The sequence below is a fragment of the Parahaliea aestuarii genome (genome assembly GCF_008064635.1).
GTDB classification, from domain to species: Bacteria; Pseudomonadota; Gammaproteobacteria; order Pseudomonadales; family Halieaceae; genus Parahaliea; species Parahaliea aestuarii.
In genome coordinates this window covers 86310-101857 of record NZ_VRYZ01000007.1, presented here as the reverse complement: position 1 = coordinate 101857, position 15548 = coordinate 86310, and the positions used below count along the sequence as shown (strand labels likewise).

Sequence of the window (15548 nt, the reverse complement as noted above, 5' to 3'; positions counted from 1 at the left end):
GGCTGGCCCGTGGCCTATCTGCAGGATCCGCGGGTTTACTACGCCATTGAGCGCACCTATCTGGCCTGGGTGCGCACCCAGCTTTCTATTTTGGCGCTGGCTTTCCTGATCAAGAAGTTCGGGATAGAAGACGCCATCGATTCCGATGCGCTGCTCCTGGCCGAGGGCGCCCTGCTCGGGATGTGTCTGCTGGTGGTGGGAATGTCGATGGTGTCTTTCTGGCAGACCCGCCTGTCCATCGCCCGCCTGGGCGAGCAGGAACTGCCTTCCCCCTCGGCACCGAAGGTGCTCTACATTACCGGGCTGCTGGCTATCGGCCTCAATATCGTCATCAGCGCAGTGGTGGCGCTGGTCTGACCCGGGATTCAGTCCGCCGTGAGCTCGAGCACACGCCATTCACCCTGGCCCGTACTGTGGCGCTTTCTGTTGCTGGGTTGCGTCAGTTTTGGCGGCCCCGCCGCACACATCGGCTATTTTCGGCGCGCTTTTGTCGAGCGCCTGCAATGGCTGGACGAGCGGCAGTTTGGCGATCTGCTCGCCTTGTGCCAGTTTCTACCGGGGCCGGCATCCAGCCAGCTCGGCTTTGCCATCGGCCGGCAGCGTGCCGGGTTGGCGGGTGCCCTGTGTGCATTCATCGGTTTCAGCTTGCCCTCACTGGTGTTGATGTACCTGCTGGCCGTGTGGGGCGCCGATGTCATGGCAGGGCCCCTGGCGGGGGTTGCCCAGGGTATGAAGCTGCTCGCGGTGGTGGTGGTCGCCGATGCCGTATGGCAGATGGGCCGCATGTATTGTCGGCGGCGAGTTGCCCTGTTGCTAGCGCTACTGGCTACCGTCGTGCTGTTGCTGTCGAGCCGGATGTGGGCGCAGTACCTGGTGTTGCTGAGTGGCGCTGCGGTCGGTGGCTGGTTGCTTTGCGAGCGTAAGGAAACTGCAGGAACAGCGGCGGACGGGCGCTGGCAATGGCCGCCGCTGGTCTGTTTCGCCGCCCTGTTCCTGTTGCTGCCCCTGGTCGCCGACCAGCCGCTATCAACCCTGTTCAACGCTTTCTTCCAGGCGGGTAGCCTGGTTTTCGGGGGTGGCCACGTGGTACTGCCGCTACTGCAGCAGGGGCTGGCGGGGAGTCTCCCGGCCGATGACTTTCTGCTCGGTTATGCCGCCGCCCAGGCGGTGCCGGGCCCCATGTTTTCCCTGTCTGCCTACCTCGGTGCACTGCTGAACCCGCAACTGCCGCTTGCCGGTGCCCTGCTGGCCGTGGCGGGGATCTTCCTGCCTGGTTTCCTGCTGCTGCTGGGTTTGCAGGGGCGCTGGGCGACCCTGTCCAGGCGCCGGCGTGTGGCCGGGGCCGTTGCCGGAGTCAATGCCGTGGTGGTTGGACTGCTGCTGGCGGCGCTATACCGGCCCCTGTGGCAATCCAGCATCCACAGTGCAGTCGATGTCGGCCTGGTGCTGGCTGGTATCGCCGCGCTGTGGTTCTGGCGGCTGCCCCTGCTCCTGCTGGTGGCTGCTTTCGCTTTGGTGGGCGCTTTGCTGTATTGAGCGTGCTTGTTTACAGCGAAACGTTCAGCAGCGTCCACTCACCCTGCTGGTGATTCAGTTCGGTGTAGCGGTACTGGACGGTGGCGCCGTCCGGGGCGTTTTCGATCAGTGCGTTGCGCGGCTCCTTGAAGACCACCCGGCTGCCCCGGCGGTTGAGCTGGCAGCTGGCGTCGTCGCTGGCGCGGCTGGCGGAGTGGAAACTGACGTAGACATCCTTGCCGGTTTCGCGGGCTTTCTGTTTGTTCACTGTGCCTTCAACGATGCAGTCCTGTGTGACTTCCGCCCAGGCGCCTGCTGTGAGCAGGGGCAGGACTGACAGGGCGACTAGCTTGGTCAATGTTTTCATCGTGTGTGTACCTCCAGAGCCGCCGTTTTGGTAACGGCTGGTATCGGCGCCTCGCGGCGCATTGTTGTTGTGGCAGGACAGCTTCCCGCCGTGTCGAGAATCATCATACGGCGGTCTTTCGCGGTGCATCTATCACTGTCATGCAGTTGTCATAATAATTTCATATTTATCGTGTATGACCTTTTGTATTGGTAAAAACATTTTAAAATCATGAGGTTATATTCTTCTTCGACTCGCCTTGAGGGCCGTCGTGGCTACTGGCGGGCGTTGCGCGGGTCAACGGGGGAGTGGAGTTCGGGACAATTCCCATGCCTGGCGCAGCGCCCTCCAAACTGGAAATCAGCTGCCCGCTGGGGGATGATGCCCCCAACTTTGCCGGACATGTCCTGCAATATTCGATATTCCCCACTGTGTAAGACGATGTATACGACGAGAGGATCCGTTTTGAGAAAACTAGCCCAAGCTGTGGCCGTGGCGGGGATGGGTGCCCTGCTGCTGAGCGCCTGTTCCAAAGAGGAAGAAAAGGCAGGGGCCGAGGCCCCGCAAGCGACCCAGGCAGCATCCGTGGCGGATGCCGGGCCGGCTCCGACCAGCGCTGATGCCGATGTCAGTGCCGCCTTCCGCACCTTCCTGGATGAGAACTACGCGGTGGACATGGCCCGCCACCCGATGAGCGCCAGTTACCGCGGCATCAAGCTCAACAATGACCAGTGGGACCCGGACTCCGAGGAATACTACGAGGAGGAGAGAGCCATCCTCGAGGCGCGGCTGGAACAGATCAGCGGCTTCGACCGCGCCGCCCTGAGCCCCTCCGAGCAACTGTCCTACGATCTTTACAAACTGGATCTGGAGCGCCAGATCGACAGTGACAACTTCCGCCATCACAAGTTTGTAATTCAGCAGTTCCGTGGCCCCCATACCCAGGTGGCCAGCAACCTGATCAATATTCACACCGTAAAGAGCGTGAAGGATGCCGAGGATTACATCGGCCGCCTGAGCAATGTCGGCACCTGGTTTGACGAGGTCATCGAACAGATGGCCATTCGCGAACAACAGAACCTGCTACTGGCGGACTGGCAGTACCCGCCCATGTTGCAGGCCTCGAAAAATGTCATTAGCGGCGTGCCGTTCGAGGAATCCGCCGAGGACTCAACTCTGTGGGCGGACTTCCAGGCCAAGGTTGCGGCACTGGAGATCGGCGACGACGAGCGCCAGCGCCTGCTCGATGCGGCTAAAACAGCACTGGTCGATGTCGTCAAACCCGCCTACGAAAAACTCATCGCAGCGATCGAGAAACAGGCGACCAAGGCCTCAGGCGATGACGGCGTGTGGAAGTTCAAGAACGGCGATGCCTTCTACGCCGAACGCCTGCGCTGGTTTACTACCACCGACCTGAGCGCAGACGAAGTACACGACATCGGCCTGCGGGAGGTGGCGCGCATTCACAAGGAAATGAATGCCATTAAGGATGCGGTGGGTTTCGACGGCACTCTGGTCGACTTTTTCGAGTACATGCGGACTGACAAACAGTTTTACTACCCCAACACCGACGAGGGGCGCGCGGAGTACCTGGCAGAGGCTACGCGCCTGATCGACGTGATGCGCGAGCACATCCCGGAGCAGTTCGGCCTGATTCCCGAAGCGGAGCTGGTGGTAAAGCGAGTCGAGCCCTTCCGCGAACAGTCCGCGGGCAAGGCCTTCTACAATGGCCCGCCTGCCGACGGTTCACGTCCCGGCATCTACTACGCCAACCTCTACAACATGATGGACATGCCCAAGTACCAGATGGAGGCCCTGGCCTATCACGAGGGTATTCCGGGCCACCACATGCAGCGCGCTATCTCGGTAGAGCTTGACGGTATTCCCGACTTCCAGAAGTACGCCAGCTTTACCGCCTACACCGAAGGTTGGGGCCTGTACACCGAGCAGCTGCCGAAAGAGATGGGCTTCTACCAGGATCCGTACTCCGACTTCGGCCGTCTGGCCATGGAGCTGTGGCGCGCCTGTCGCCTGGTAGTGGACACCGGCATTCACAGCAAGCGCTGGACCCGCGAGCAGGCCATCGACTACCTGCTGGAGAACACACCCAACTCAGCGGGGGATTCCACCAAGGCCATCGAGCGCTATATTGCCATGCCCGGGCAGGCCACCGCCTACCTGATCGGCAAGCTGAAGATCGTGGAGCTGCGGGAAAAGGCACGGCAAGCGCTGGGCGAGGATTTTGATATCCGCGCCTTCCACGACGAAGTGCTGAAAGACGGCCCGGTGCCGCTGTCTATTCTCGAGAGCAAGATCGATGCGCTCGTTGCCCGGGGTGGCAAGGCCTGATGACCTCCGGCCGGCGCGCGTGTAGCGCGCCGGCCCACTAGTACCTCTCCTGCAGGCGGCTCCCGCCTGCCTTGGCCTTGGTAGGCCGTTCCCTTTCCTGACCGGCTCTCGCTGGTATCAAAATTGCAGTGGCAATGGTGGAGCGACAGTTTCGGGCCAATTGCGTGCTTTGCGTGCCCAAATCAGTGCAGGAAGGATCAAAACCGTGCCGTGTGTCGGGTGGATGAGGGAATGGGCTCCGAAATGCTGATGTTTCTGGCTTTGTTGTCCGGTGCAGGCATTGTCGCGGGGCTGACCGCCGGACTGTTCGGCGTTGGCGGCGGGTTTGTCGTGGTGCCGGCCCTGCTGGCGGTATTTCCCTTCCTGACCGATCAGACCGACCACCTGATGCTGGTGGCCGTGGGGACATCGCTGGCCACGATCGTGGTGTCCTCTGCGTGCGCCATGACTGCTCACGCCAGGCGCGGGGCAGTCGACTTTCAGTTGCTGCGGGACTGGTCTCTGTGGCTACTGGTGGGCGTGGGGGGCGGCCTGCTGGTGGCCTCGTTGGTCGACGGTAGCGAACTGATTCTGGTGTTCGCCATCGGCGTGCTGCTGTACTCGGTGTACTTCCTGTTTCCGGATGCCTTCCAGCGCTTCAAGGGCAAGCTGGCCATGCCCGTGGGGCCAGGGCGGGCACTGCTGGCCAGCGCCCTCGGTGGATTTTCCTCCCTGCTCGGTATTGGCGGCGGCACCGCGACGGTATTGACCATGGTGCTGTGCAACCGGCCCGTGCACCAGGCCGTGGCCACGGCCTCTGGCGTGGGGGTGCTGATCGCGATACCGGGCGCCATCGGCTTCATGCTGCTGGGGCTGGGAACGGAAAACCTGCCCCGGGGTTCCATCGGCTACATCAACGTCCCGGCGTTACTGGCGGTGGCTGCCTGCTCGCTGGTCACAGCCCCCATCGGTGCGCGTCTGGCGCACCGCCTGGACGAGCGCCAGCTCAAGCGCGCTTTCGGTGTTTACCTGGTGCTGGTTGCAATGGCGATGTACGCCAAGGCTTGAACGCATTGATGACGCTAGAAATCTAACAGGGAATAGGGAGCAAGCCATGTCAGTCTCGCTGAATCGCAGAATGTTTCTCGGTGCCGTTGCCGGCGCCGCCACGCTGGCCAGCGGAGTGGGGCTGGCCCGGGCGGCTACCGCGAAGCCCTCGCCTCTGCGCCCCAGCGTGCGCTACGGGCCGCCGCCCGGCGTCGCCCGTCTCAACGCCAACGAAAACCCCTACGGTCCGAGCCCTGCCGCGCTCAAGGCGCTGGCCGAGGCCAGTGCCCAGGGGGCCTACTATGTCGATGACAGTGCGCTGAAGTTGCGCACCATGATCGCCGAGTACCACGGCCTCAGCCCCGAGTACGTCACGCTCAGCTCGGGATCCAGTGGCGGCCTGGTGGCGGCGGCGGTGATGGCCGGGCAGAGCGGTAATATCCTCGGCCCTGACCTGTTCTGGGACACCACCGCCCGGGCCATCGAGCAGCAGGCCCTGGGCGAGATTGTGCGCACGCCGAAAACGGCCGATATGGGCATCGACCTCGACGCCATGTACGCAGCCATCGACGACGGCATCGCCATGGTGCAGGTGACCAATCCCAACAATCCCACCGGCCTGTTGCTGGAACCGGCCAGGATGCGTGATTTCTGTATCAAGGCCTCGAAGAAAGCGCTGGTGCTGGCCGACGAAGCCTACAACGAACTCACCGAAATGCCGGAGCAGAACAGCATGATCCCGCTGGTCAGGCAGGGGCATCGGGTCATCGTGGCGCGTACCTTCTCCAAGATTTACGGCATGGCCGGCCTGCGGGTGGGCTACCTGATTGCGCCGCCGGACATCATTGCGTCCATGGAGCGCTACGGAATCGGCTGGTACGGCCTTAACCAGGCCGGTCTGGCGGCGGCGATTGCCAGCTATGAAGATCGCGCCTTCATGGATATGTCGCGGGCCAGAATCCGCGAGGCGCGAGACATGGTCGGGGAAGCGATAAAGGCCAGCGGGCTGACGGCACTGCCCTCGCAGACCAATTTCATGTTCGTTGATCTGGGTACTATCGACGCTGAGGCGTTCCGGGCGGCGATGGCGGAGCACAAGGTGATGATCCGCGGTATCTACCGCGACTATACGCACTGGTCGCGTGTTAGCATGGGCCGCCTGGAAGACGTCCAGATGTACGTCGATGCCCTGCCCAGGGTGCTCGATGCACTGGCCTGATATCTGTAACTTACTCTGACGAACTTTCGGGGCCGTTGCCTGTCCAAGCGGCGTTGCTCCCGCTGCCGATTGCGAACCCATGAATCTACGAAAATTCTGGCCCCTGGGCCTGATCCTGCTTGCCGTTGCTGGTTGTGAGAAATCTGCGGCGCCGGCCCCCGAGCGCACGGTGCGTGCGGTGCCGGTTGAGCTGTGGACTGCGCAGCCCTCCACCATCGAAGACCGTATCGAATCCGTTGCCACCCTCAGCGCCTTTGAGTCCGTTGTGCTCACCGCCCGGGTGACCAGCGGCAAAGTGAGCGCCGTGCATTTTGACGATGGCGACACCGTGGAGAAGGGGCAGCTGCTGCTGGAACTGGATACCACCGAACCCGCGGCCCGGGTGCGCGAGGTGGAGGCCTCCCTGCGCGAGGCGACCCTGGATCTGGAACGCCTGGGCCGGCTGGGAGCGGATATCTCCACCCGCGCGGCCCTCGATATCGCCAGGGCCAATGTCTCCGCCGAAGAGGCCCGCCTGGACCAGGCCCGGGCCGCGCTGGCAGATCATCGCCTGCACGCGCCGTTTTCCGGTACGCTCGGCTTCCGTCAGGTGAGTGTCGGCGCGCTGATCACGCCCGGCACGGTGGTCACAGAGCTGGACGATACCCGCCGCCTCAAGATGGATTTCACCATCCCTGAAGTCTACCTGTCACGGATTGGGGTAGGGGACCGGGTAGAGGCCTACAGCCCGGCCTGGCCGGAGGACGTGTTTGTCGCCACGGTGCGCAGTGTCGGTACCCGGGTGGACCCCATCACGCGGGCGGTAACCGTGCGCGGAGTGCTGGATAACGCCAGCGGTCGCCTGCGCCCGGGGATGCTGTTGACGGTCGACCTGCTGGCCGGGGAGACCTCGGCCCTGGTGCTGCCAGAGCAGACCCTGATCCAGGATGGCCAGTCGAGTTACGTCTACAGCGTGGACGCCGACAATCTGGCGGTGCGGGTGCCGGTGGAGGTGGCGCGCCGGGTGGGCGGCGGTGTGGTGATCGAAGGGGGGATTGAATCAGGGCAGCCCGTCGTCATTCGCGGGCAGGTCAACCTGCGCCCCGGTATTCCCGTAGCAGTGATGCAGGCCACCGGGCAGGTTGAACTGGGTAACGCACCGTGAAGCTCTCCAATCTGTCGGTCCAGCGGCCGGTCTTTGCCACGGTACTGGCGCTGCTGCTGGCGGTGTTCGGCGTGATGGCCTTCACCCAGCTTTCCACCCGCGAATATCCCGATGTGACGATCCCGGCGGTGTCGGTCAGCACCACCTACCGGGGCGCCGCGGCTGACGTGGTGGAATCGCGCATTACCCAGGTGCTGGAGGACGAGCTGGGCGGTATCGAGGGGGTGCGGGCCATCCGCTCCAGCAGCATCGATGGCCGCTCCAATATCAATATCGAATTCAATCTGTCCCGCGACCTCGATGCCGCCGCCAACGACGTTCGCGACAAGGTGTCGCGGGCCCTGGGACGCCTGCCGGAGGAGGCAGAGAGCCCGACAGTGTCCAAGGCGGACAGCGACGCCTCGCCGATCGTCTTTATCAGCGTTGAAAGCAGCAACCTGCCGCAGGTGGAGGTGGTGGACTACGCGGAGCGCTACCTGCGCGACCGCTTTGCCGCCCTCGACGGGGTGGCCTCGGTCAATACCTACGGCGGTGGCGCCCGCTCCATGCGCATCTGGATCGACCGCCACAAACTGAACGCCCGGCGGCTCAGTATCGGCGATGTAATGGACGCGCTGCAGCGCGAGAATATCGAGCTGCCCGCCGGTCTGGTGGAATCCACGGCGATGGAATTCCCGCTGCGCCTGCAGCGGGCCTACCACAGCGAGCAGGACTTCCGGCAGCTGGTCATCACCCGCGGCGAAGACGGCCACCTGGTGCGCCTGGGCGAAGTGGCGCGGGTTGCCCTGGGCAGTGAAGATACCCGCCGGCTGTTCATCACCAACGGCCGGGAAAGTATGGCCCTGGGGGTGGTGAAACAGTCCAATGCCAACACGGTTGAAGTGCTGGACGCCGTGCACCGGGAGATCGAGGCCATTCGCCAGGACTTGCCTGAGGGCATGGGTATCACCCCCTCCGGGGATGCCTCGGCCTTTATCCGCTCGGCCATCGGCGGTGTGTACTGGACTCTCCTGATTACCACCGCCCTGGTGGCCCTGGTGATTTTCCTGTTCCTGGGGGCGTTCCGGGCCACCCTGGTGCCGGTGGTGTGTATTCCGCTGTCGCTGCTGGCGGGCTGCATCGCCCTGCTGGCCTTTGGTTACTCCATCAACCTGATCACCCTGCTGGCCATGGTGCTGGCCATCGGGCTGGTGGTGGACGATGCCATTGTGGTGCTGGAGAACATTCACCGGCGCATCGAAGAGGGTGAACCGCCGCTGCTGGCCGCCAGCCGCGGTGCCAGCCAGGTGGGTTTTGCCGTGGTCGCCACCACCGCCGTTATCCTCGCTGTTTTCTCGCCGATCGTCTTCATGGAAGACATGACCGGGCGCCTGTTTTCCGAGCTGGCGGTGGCCATCAGTGTCTCCGTGATCGCCTCGTCGGTGCTGGCCCTGAGCCTGGTGCCCATGCTGTGCAGCAAGTTGATGCGGGCCAAGGAGCGCAAGTCCTGGCTGCACCGCGGGACCGAGCGGTTTCTGGATGCCCTGGCGAGGTCCTATCGACGCAGCCTCGAGTGGAGCCTGCGCCATCCCCTGCTGATGGTCGGCGTGGTGGTGCTGGCGGTACTGCTCGCCTGGCACGAGGCGGGTTCACTGCAACTGGAACAGGTACCGGTGGAAGACCAGGATTCGGTCATGGTGGCCATCCGTGCGGATACCGGGACCAACGTCAATACCATGCGCGACATCATTGCCGAAATGCAGGCGCCGCTGCTGGAACGCCAGAAGGATGGCACCATTCCGCGGGTGCTGTTTGTGTCACCCTCCTTCAGGGATACCACACCCGATGCCGCCTTTGCCCGTGTGTCGCTGGTCAGCTCGACCGAGCGGGACTTCTCGGCCTTCGACATGCGCAACGATATGGTGGGCTACTGGCGTGACCTGCCGGGTGTTTCCATTATGACCTTCCTGCCGGCGGGGCTGGGTCAGCGCGGCGCCAGCACGCCGGTGGAATTTGTGCTGCAGGGGCCGGACTACAACAGTCTGGCCGATTGGCGGGATACCGTTGTCGATGCCGCGCGGGACAGCGGCCTGTTTGGCAGTCTGGACAGCGACCTGCGCAAGAACCAGCAGCAGCTGCACGTGAAAACCGATCTGGCCCGTGCCGCCGCCCTGGGGGTAAGTGCGCAGGAACTGGGCGAAGCGCTGCAGGCCCTGATGGCGGAACAGGAGGCCACGACCTTCAGTGACCGCGGCGAGGAATACCCGGTGATTGTGCAGCTGGAGCCGTCCCAGCGCAGTAGCCCCGACGACATCCGCAACGTATTCGTGCGCGGCGACCAGGGGGAGCTGGTGCAATTGGCCAATCTGCTGTCGCTGGAGAGCGTGGCCAGCATTCCCGCCCTGCACCGCTACAACCGCATGCGCGCCGTGACCATTGAGGGGAGCCTCGCCCCGGGTGTCGCCCTGGGCGATGCGCTGGCCTTTCTCGAGAATGTGGCAAGAAGCGAACTGCCGGTATCGGCCAAAGTGGATTACAAAGGCGAGTCCCTGAACTACAAGGAGTCCACCGGGGCCATTTACGCCACCTTCGGCATGGCACTGCTGGTGACCTTCCTGGTCATGGCGGCCCAGTTCGAGAGTTTTGTCCACCCCACCATCATTATGGTGACGGTCCCGCTGGCCATTGTCGGCGGCCTGGCCGGGCTGGTAATCACCGGGCAGTCGTTCAATATCTTCAGCCAGATCGGGCTGTTGATGCTGATCGGTATCGCCACCAAGAACGGGATTCTGCTGGTGGAGTTCATCAACCAGTTGCGCGATGAGGGCCGGGAGTTCCGGGAAGCCATCGTCGATGCCTGTGGCCTGCGCCTGCGCCCGGTGCTGATGACCACCGTGTCCACCCTGGTCGGCGCCCTGCCGTTGTTGCTGATGACCGGGCCGGGTTCTGCGAGCCGCAATGTGCTGGGCGCGGTGATTCTGTTCGGCGTGGCCACCGCGACCCTGTTCACCCTCTACGTGGTGCCCGGGCTCTATAACCTGCTGGCGCGGCGCACCGGCTCGCCCGGTGCGATCGCCCGGGAAATGCAGGCGCTGGAAGCCCGGCATTGAGACGCGGCTGGCGGTGCTCGCGGCTGCTATCGCCAGGGCTGCGGTCGCTGCTCAGGCCCGGCCCTCTGCCGCCTGCAGTTCGGCTTCCCAGATGCGGTGGATCGCCGCGTTGAACAGGTAGAAAGTGATCGCCAGCGGCTGGAACTCATCTTCCAGGCTGACGCCCACGGCGATTGTCGCCGCTTCTTCCAGAGGGTAGCCGTAGACGCCGCAGGAGATGGCGGGTACGGCGAGGCTGACACAGTCATTTTCCAGTGCCAGCCGGTATGTGCTCCGGTAGGCATCGGCCAGCAGCTGAGCCGGTGCCGGGTCGATTCCGTAACGCGGGCCGACAGTGTGGATAACATACCGCGCATCCAGTGCCCCTGCCGCGGTTATTCTCGCTTCGCCGGTGGGGCAGCGCACGCCGTTGACTGCGGCCACCTCGCGGCATGCGGCCAGAAGAGCGGGCCCGGCGGCCCGATGGATCGCCCCGTCCACGCCGCCGCCACCCAGCATGCCCTCGTTGGCGGCGTTTACAATGGCGTCCACGCTGGCGTCGGTGATGTCGCCCTGAATCAAGGCTATTCGCCTCATGTTGTTCTCCTTGCATTCCGGTGTTGTGATGGTACGCCCGGTGACATCCTGGACTATAGTGGATGCAGGCCACCAGCGTCGGTGGCTGTGTTTATTCAGGACAGGAGTGGATGGGACCATGGGATTATTCGATTTTGTGAGTGAGGCCGGAGAAAAGCTGACCGAGAAAGTACTGGGCAGCACCGACAATCCGGACATCAACAAGCCGGTGGAAATATCCCCGGAGCGCATGAATGAACTGCGCCAGCAGAATATCAGCCGTATGGTGGCTGAACTTGATATCGACGGTGAGCAGGTCGAGGTCAGTGTCAGCGGTGACAAGGCCACGCTCAGAGGGTCCGCCCCCAGCCAGGAGGCACTGGAGAAAATCGTACTCTGCGCCGGCAACCAGCACGGTATTGCCCAGGTGGATTGCCAGCTGTCGGTGGACGCTCCCGCTGCAGCCACGGCCAGTGGCGCAGAACCTGCGGCGAGCCCTGCCGGCGAGTCGGCGTTCTATACCGTGCAGTCCGGCGACACCCTGGGCGCCATCGCCAAGGCCCACTACGGTGATGCCGGCAAGTACATGGTGATCTTCAAGGCCAACGAGCCCATACTCAAGGATCCGGACAAAATCTATCCCGGGCAGAGTTTGCGGATTCCGGCGTTGTAGACACCGCCTTATGCAGCCGGGGCTTCCCCGGCTATACCCTGTCATGGACCTTCGCCTGGCCCCTCACCTAGACCCTCACCTAAACCCCGGCCCGCTCCATCATGTAGGTGATCACTACCTTGATCAGGAAGCCGAAAATCCCCATCGCCAGGCCGATATAGAGAATCATTGTGCCGAACCTGCCGGCATTGCTGCGGCGGGCGAGATCCCAGACGATAAAGATCATCAACAGGATAAGGGCGCCTACGCCGAGTGTGACGCCCCAGTCGCTCAGCCATTCATCGAATTTCATCCTGCCCGTTCCGTCCTTTTCGGCCTGTGCCGGAGGATTGTCGGGGGCGGGCAGGGCACTGTCAAAGTGCAGCAGGCAGGTCCCACAGCTGTGGCTGCTGGGGCATGTCGTCATCGGCTGACAGACAGATATCACCCCACTGACTGCCACCCAGCTGCTGCAGGATACGCACCTTGCGGTAATCGCTTATCTGCAGCCGCAGGCCGGCGGGTGAGGGGCTGTAGGCGGCACTGGTAGCGCGGAACAACACCGCCAGTGTGTCGCTGTCAGCGGCGGCCCGTTCCAGCCTGCGCAACTCGTCGCAGGGATAATCAGCGGCCCCCAGCCAGCTGAATACCGCGCTGCAGTGGGTGCTGCGCAGGGCCTTTTCGATACTGCGAAGCTGCTGCTCGCGGCTGGTGGGGTGAATGAGCAGCACCTGGCCAGTGTCGACGCCACGGGCCTTCAGCAACGGGGCGTAGGGGGTGAAGGGCGGGGCGATAAAGGCCTGCCAGCGCCCCTGGGCAGTGAGAGTCTCCATCGCCGGCAGGAACAGGCCCATGGCGCCCATGCCGCAGCTGTCGCTGAGGACTTCGATGCAGGTGCCGGGCGGCCAGCCTTCGTGCACCAGGGCGGCGTCGAGCCCGGTGTAGCCGGTGGGCAGGCCCGCCGGATGGTGCCGTTCGCTGTTGGCCGAGCCGGTCATGGCGCTGAAATCAGAGGTGCGGCCGCGCCAGGTGTCGCGGTGGCGCATAACCTGTTCAAAGGGGTTGTTGGCTGGATTCATGGCAGTGCTCCCGCGGGCTACTGTGATTAACTGTATGGATATACAGTAGTCGGCCGCCGGGGATAATGCAATAGGCCCGGAACGGGGTGAGTAGAGCTCTGGTTGCGACCAGTTGGCTTGAGCGACAGGTGCTCCGGGGCGACACTGGAGATTGCACGGTGCCTGACAGGAGGCGGTGATGGGTAAGTCTACGGCGGGTTTGATCGTTCTGGTGGCCGCACTGGTCGCTGGACTGCAGCTGGCGCAAGCCGGGACAGTCGCCGATGCCCTGGCGAGCCCGGAGCGGCCAGCGGCGGATAGGGAGCGCGACGCCCGCGACCATCCCGGTGAAATTCTCGCCCTGCTACAGCTGCGTGAGGGCGATGTGGTGGCTGATATTTTTGCCGGCGGCGGTTACTACAGCGAGCTGATCGGGCGGGTGGTCGCGCCGGGCGGCAAAGTCTATCTGCAGAATAATGCGCCCTATCTCGAATATGCCACCGAGGCGCTCGCCACTCGCTTCGACGGGCGCGATGTGCGGGGCGTGGAGCGACTGGACAGCGAAGCAGAGCAATTGGGACTGGGCGTCAATACTCTGGACGCGGCACTGATCGTCATGTCCTACCACGACCTCTACTATGGCGAAGAGGGCTGGCCGGCCATCGACCGGGAAGATTTCATGGGGCAGATTGTTGCGGCCCTGAAGCCGGGAGGGCGATTTTTGATCGTTGACCACGCTGCACGGAAAGGCGCCGGGCTGGAAGCGACCCATACGCTGCACCGTATCGAGGAGAGTGTCGCCAGGCGGGACATAGAAGCTGCTGGCCTGAGCTATATCGGTGGCACCGAGGTCCTGCGCAACCCGCAAGATGATCGCAGCCTGCAGGTATTCGACCCGGTGATTCGCGGCAAGACGGATCGTTTTGTGTTGCTGTTCGAAAAGCCTGAAGATTGAAAACAGTCTGCAGTTGCCGGTACTGCGCTAACGGCCCGCGCCAGCCAGGCTGCCTGTCCGTGTGCCCGAAAGAGCAGTCACCAGGTTGTCGAGCTGGTTCCAGGTATTGCCCCGGGCGTAGCCTTTGATACTGCCATCGACGGCAGCCGCCAGTTGCAGCAGTTCGCCCAGCGCATCCAGATCGTGGCGACCAAGGGCGCTCTGCACCATGGGCAGGCGGTTCTGCCACAGCTTGCGCTGCTTCACTGCCTGCTGCAGCACCTGCTGTTGCGAAGGGCCGCGCTGGCACTGTGCCTGCAACTCGTAGAGGCTGCGGATCTCCCGCGCCAGGGCCCACAGGGCCACGGTCGCGTCGGTGCCTTCGCCGCGCAGGCCGTGCAGCATGCGCAGGCTGCCAGCGGCATCGCCCTGCAGGGCACAGTCCACCATGGCGAAGAGGTTGAAGCGGGCATTGTCGGCCACGGCGCTGGTGACGGTTTCGGCGCTGATGTGGTTGTCCGGGGCCAGCAGCTTCAGCTTTTCCACTTCCTGTACCGCCGCCAGCAGATTGCCCTCCACCCGGTCTGCCAGCAGTTGCAGGGCATCGCGGTCCGCGGTCATGCCGGCACCCTCGATGCGCTGCTGCAGCCAGCGCGGTAGTTCCTGGGCTTTGACCTCCCACACCTGCAGCCAGGCGCCGGCCGCATCGATGGCCTTGAACCACTTGCTGTTCTGGGAAGATTTGTCGATTTTGCCGAGCACCAGCAGGAGGATGTCGTCGCCGCTGCTGCGCTCCAGGTATTCGCAGATCGCCTTGCTGCCATCGGCGCCGGGTTTGCCAGAGGGGATGCGCAGCTCGATCAGCTTGCGGTCGCCGAACAGCGACATGTCGGCAGCGCTGTTCAGTAGCACCTGCCAGTCGAAATCCTTGCCGGCGACCTCGATCAGCTCGCGTTCGGTGCAGCCGGCGGCGCGGGCGGCGGCGCGCACCTGGTCGGCGCACTCCTGTACCAGCAGGGTTTCATCACCGCTGACCAGATAGACCGGCAGGCACTGTTGCTTGAGGTGGGCGGCGAGTTTCTCGGGATAGAGCCGCACGCTGCGATCAGCCCGCCTGCTGGGCGGCGGCGTTGGCGGCGAAGAAGCCGATACGGCGCAGGATTTGCTGTGCCAGTTCGGTGCGCATTTCCCCTTTGAGAATGCGGATTTCCTCTGCCTTGCCCACTACATTGCGCGGGTCGTTTTCCATCTGTTTGACGACGGAGGCGCCGCTCGGCTCGATGACCGCGGTATTGTCCGGCTGCAGCACGGCAAACCGGGTCTGCATGGTCAGTTCGAATTCCGCCGCCCGCGCCTCGCGGTTGAGCGACAGGTTGCGCTGGCTGAAATTTTCCGGCCCCAGTTGCAGGATGAAGGCGGCTTCCTCGCGCTCTTCCACCCAGGTGATGCCGTTGGCGGAAAAACGCGCCATGACTTCGCGGCTGAATTCGCTGTTGGGGTTGCCGGTGTCCAGGTAGAGGCTGCGCCAGCTCTCAGGCAGGGCGGTGGCGCTGCTGTTGCCGCGCAGCTGGAAGCCGCAGGCGGACAGCAGGCCACAAAGCGCAAGCGCGAAGGATAAGCGGGCAAGGCGCTGGAACGAAAGTGACATCAGGGTCTCCGGC

Annotated in this window: 15 protein-coding genes; 9 read left to right on the top strand and 6 right to left on the bottom strand. The window is 63.6% G+C overall.

From position 1 onward, the window contains the following. The first annotated feature begins 9 nt into the window (after positions 1-9). Positions 10-357, top strand: coding sequence for a YidH family protein (locus FVW59_RS15440; protein ID WP_148065263.1), 348 nt, complete (start codon positions 10-12; stop codon positions 355-357). Between the two features lie 18 nt (positions 358-375). Then, positions 376-1536: a chromate efflux transporter gene (gene chrA, locus FVW59_RS15435; protein ID WP_222711532.1), complete on the top strand. Its 1161-nt coding sequence runs from the start codon at positions 376-378 to the stop codon at positions 1534-1536. Positions 1537-1546: 10 nt separating this feature from the next. On the opposite strand, the gene FVW59_RS15430 is transcribed toward chrA, so the two are convergent. After that, positions 1547-1882, bottom strand: coding sequence for a hypothetical protein (locus tag FVW59_RS15430; protein ID WP_148065262.1), 336 nt, complete (start codon positions 1880-1882; stop codon positions 1547-1549). A 444-nt stretch (positions 1883-2326) separates the two neighbouring features. Between FVW59_RS15430 and FVW59_RS15425 the strand changes: the two genes are divergently transcribed. The 5 genes from FVW59_RS15425 to FVW59_RS15405 all read left to right on the top strand — a co-directional run bounded on the left by FVW59_RS15425 (position 2327) and on the right by FVW59_RS15405 (position 10688). Then, a complete protein-coding gene (locus FVW59_RS15425; protein ID WP_246139755.1) occupies positions 2327-4210 on the top strand; it encodes a DUF885 domain-containing protein in 1884 nt (627 codons plus the stop codon). 243 nt (positions 4211-4453) lie between these two features. Continuing rightward, positions 4454-5257 carry a sulfite exporter TauE/SafE family protein gene (locus FVW59_RS15420; protein ID WP_222711530.1) on the top strand — a complete coding sequence of 268 codons (804 nt, stop codon included), beginning with the start codon at positions 4454-4456 and terminating at the stop codon, positions 5255-5257. A 46-nt stretch (positions 5258-5303) separates the two neighbouring features. Then, the gene (locus tag FVW59_RS15415; RefSeq protein WP_148065260.1) at positions 5304-6455 is read left to right on the top strand and encodes a pyridoxal phosphate-dependent aminotransferase; all 1152 of its coding nucleotides are present in this window, start codon (positions 5304-5306) and stop codon (positions 6453-6455) included. 79 nt (positions 6456-6534) lie between these two features. Then, a complete protein-coding gene (locus tag FVW59_RS15410; RefSeq protein ID WP_148065259.1) occupies positions 6535-7599 on the top strand; it encodes an efflux RND transporter periplasmic adaptor subunit in 1065 nt (354 codons plus the stop codon). Further along, a complete protein-coding gene (locus tag FVW59_RS15405; protein ID WP_148065258.1) occupies positions 7596-10688 on the top strand; it encodes an efflux RND transporter permease subunit in 3093 nt (1030 codons plus the stop codon). The genes FVW59_RS15410 and FVW59_RS15405 overlap by 4 nt, the downstream gene beginning before the upstream one ends. Before the next feature lie 51 nt (positions 10689-10739). Here FVW59_RS15405 and FVW59_RS15400 read toward each other — a convergent pair whose 3' ends face one another. Next, positions 10740-11264 carry a macro domain-containing protein gene (locus FVW59_RS15400; RefSeq protein ID WP_148065257.1) on the bottom strand — a complete coding sequence of 175 codons (525 nt, stop codon included), beginning with the start codon at positions 11262-11264 and terminating at the stop codon, positions 10740-10742. Between the two features lie 118 nt (positions 11265-11382). Between FVW59_RS15400 and lysM the strand changes: the two genes are divergently transcribed. Further along, positions 11383-11916, top strand: coding sequence for a peptidoglycan-binding protein LysM (lysM, locus tag FVW59_RS15395; RefSeq protein ID WP_148065256.1), 534 nt, complete (start codon positions 11383-11385; stop codon positions 11914-11916). 79 nt (positions 11917-11995) lie between these two features. On the opposite strand, the gene FVW59_RS15390 is transcribed toward lysM, so the two are convergent. Together FVW59_RS15390 and imuA are read right to left on the bottom strand one after the other, a co-directional pair. Then, complete coding sequence (locus FVW59_RS15390) at positions 11996-12208, bottom strand: DUF2788 domain-containing protein (protein WP_148065255.1); 213 nt, start codon at positions 12206-12208, stop codon at positions 11996-11998. 61 nt (positions 12209-12269) lie between these two features. Then, positions 12270-12974, bottom strand: a complete 705-nt coding sequence (gene imuA, locus FVW59_RS15385) for a translesion DNA synthesis-associated protein ImuA (RefSeq protein WP_148065254.1) — start codon at positions 12972-12974, stop codon at positions 12270-12272. A gap of 178 nt (positions 12975-13152) precedes the next feature. Between imuA and FVW59_RS15380 the strand changes: the two genes are divergently transcribed. Beyond that, positions 13153-13908, top strand: coding sequence for a class I SAM-dependent methyltransferase (locus FVW59_RS15380; RefSeq protein ID WP_148065253.1), 756 nt, complete (start codon positions 13153-13155; stop codon positions 13906-13908). 27 nt (positions 13909-13935) lie between these two features. Here the strand turns inward: FVW59_RS15380 and holA are convergent, their stop codons facing one another. Together holA and FVW59_RS15370 are read right to left on the bottom strand one after the other, a co-directional pair. Beyond that, positions 13936-14985 carry a DNA polymerase III subunit delta gene (holA, locus tag FVW59_RS15375; protein ID WP_148065252.1) on the bottom strand — a complete coding sequence of 350 codons (1050 nt, stop codon included), beginning with the start codon at positions 14983-14985 and terminating at the stop codon, positions 13936-13938. A 7-nt stretch (positions 14986-14992) separates the two neighbouring features. Continuing rightward, positions 14993-15535, bottom strand: coding sequence for an LPS-assembly lipoprotein LptE (locus FVW59_RS15370; protein ID WP_148065251.1), 543 nt, complete (start codon positions 15533-15535; stop codon positions 14993-14995). Positions 15536-15548 lie beyond the last annotated feature (13 nt).

Bases quoted from the DNA above. Each gene is read 5' to 3' on its own strand.
- FVW59_RS15400 (WP_148065257.1), bottom strand. From the start codon at position 11,264: ATGAGGCGAATAGCCTTGATTCAGGGCGACATCACCGACGCCAGCGTG.
- FVW59_RS15380 (WP_148065253.1), top strand. From the start codon at position 13,153: ATGGGTAAGTCTACGGCGGGTTTGATCGTTCTGGTGGCCGCACTGGTC.
- FVW59_RS15430 (WP_148065262.1), bottom strand. From the start codon at position 1,882: ATGAAAACATTGACCAAGCTAGTCGCCCTGTCAGTCCTGCCCCTGCTC.
- FVW59_RS15390 (WP_148065255.1), bottom strand. From the start codon at position 12,208: ATGAAATTCGATGAATGGCTGAGCGACTGGGGCGTCACACTCGGCGTA.
- lysM (WP_148065256.1), top strand. From the start codon at position 11,383: ATGGGATTATTCGATTTTGTGAGTGAGGCCGGAGAAAAGCTGACCGAG.
- FVW59_RS15370 (WP_148065251.1), bottom strand. From the start codon at position 15,535: ATGTCACTTTCGTTCCAGCGCCTTGCCCGCTTATCCTTCGCGCTTGCG.
- FVW59_RS15415 (WP_148065260.1), top strand. From the start codon at position 5,304: ATGTCAGTCTCGCTGAATCGCAGAATGTTTCTCGGTGCCGTTGCCGGC.
- FVW59_RS15410 (WP_148065259.1), top strand. From the start codon at position 6,535: ATGAATCTACGAAAATTCTGGCCCCTGGGCCTGATCCTGCTTGCCGTT.
- FVW59_RS15420 (WP_222711530.1), top strand. From the start codon at position 4,454: ATGCTGATGTTTCTGGCTTTGTTGTCCGGTGCAGGCATTGTCGCGGGG.
- imuA (WP_148065254.1), bottom strand. From the start codon at position 12,974: ATGAATCCAGCCAACAACCCCTTTGAACAGGTTATGCGCCACCGCGAC.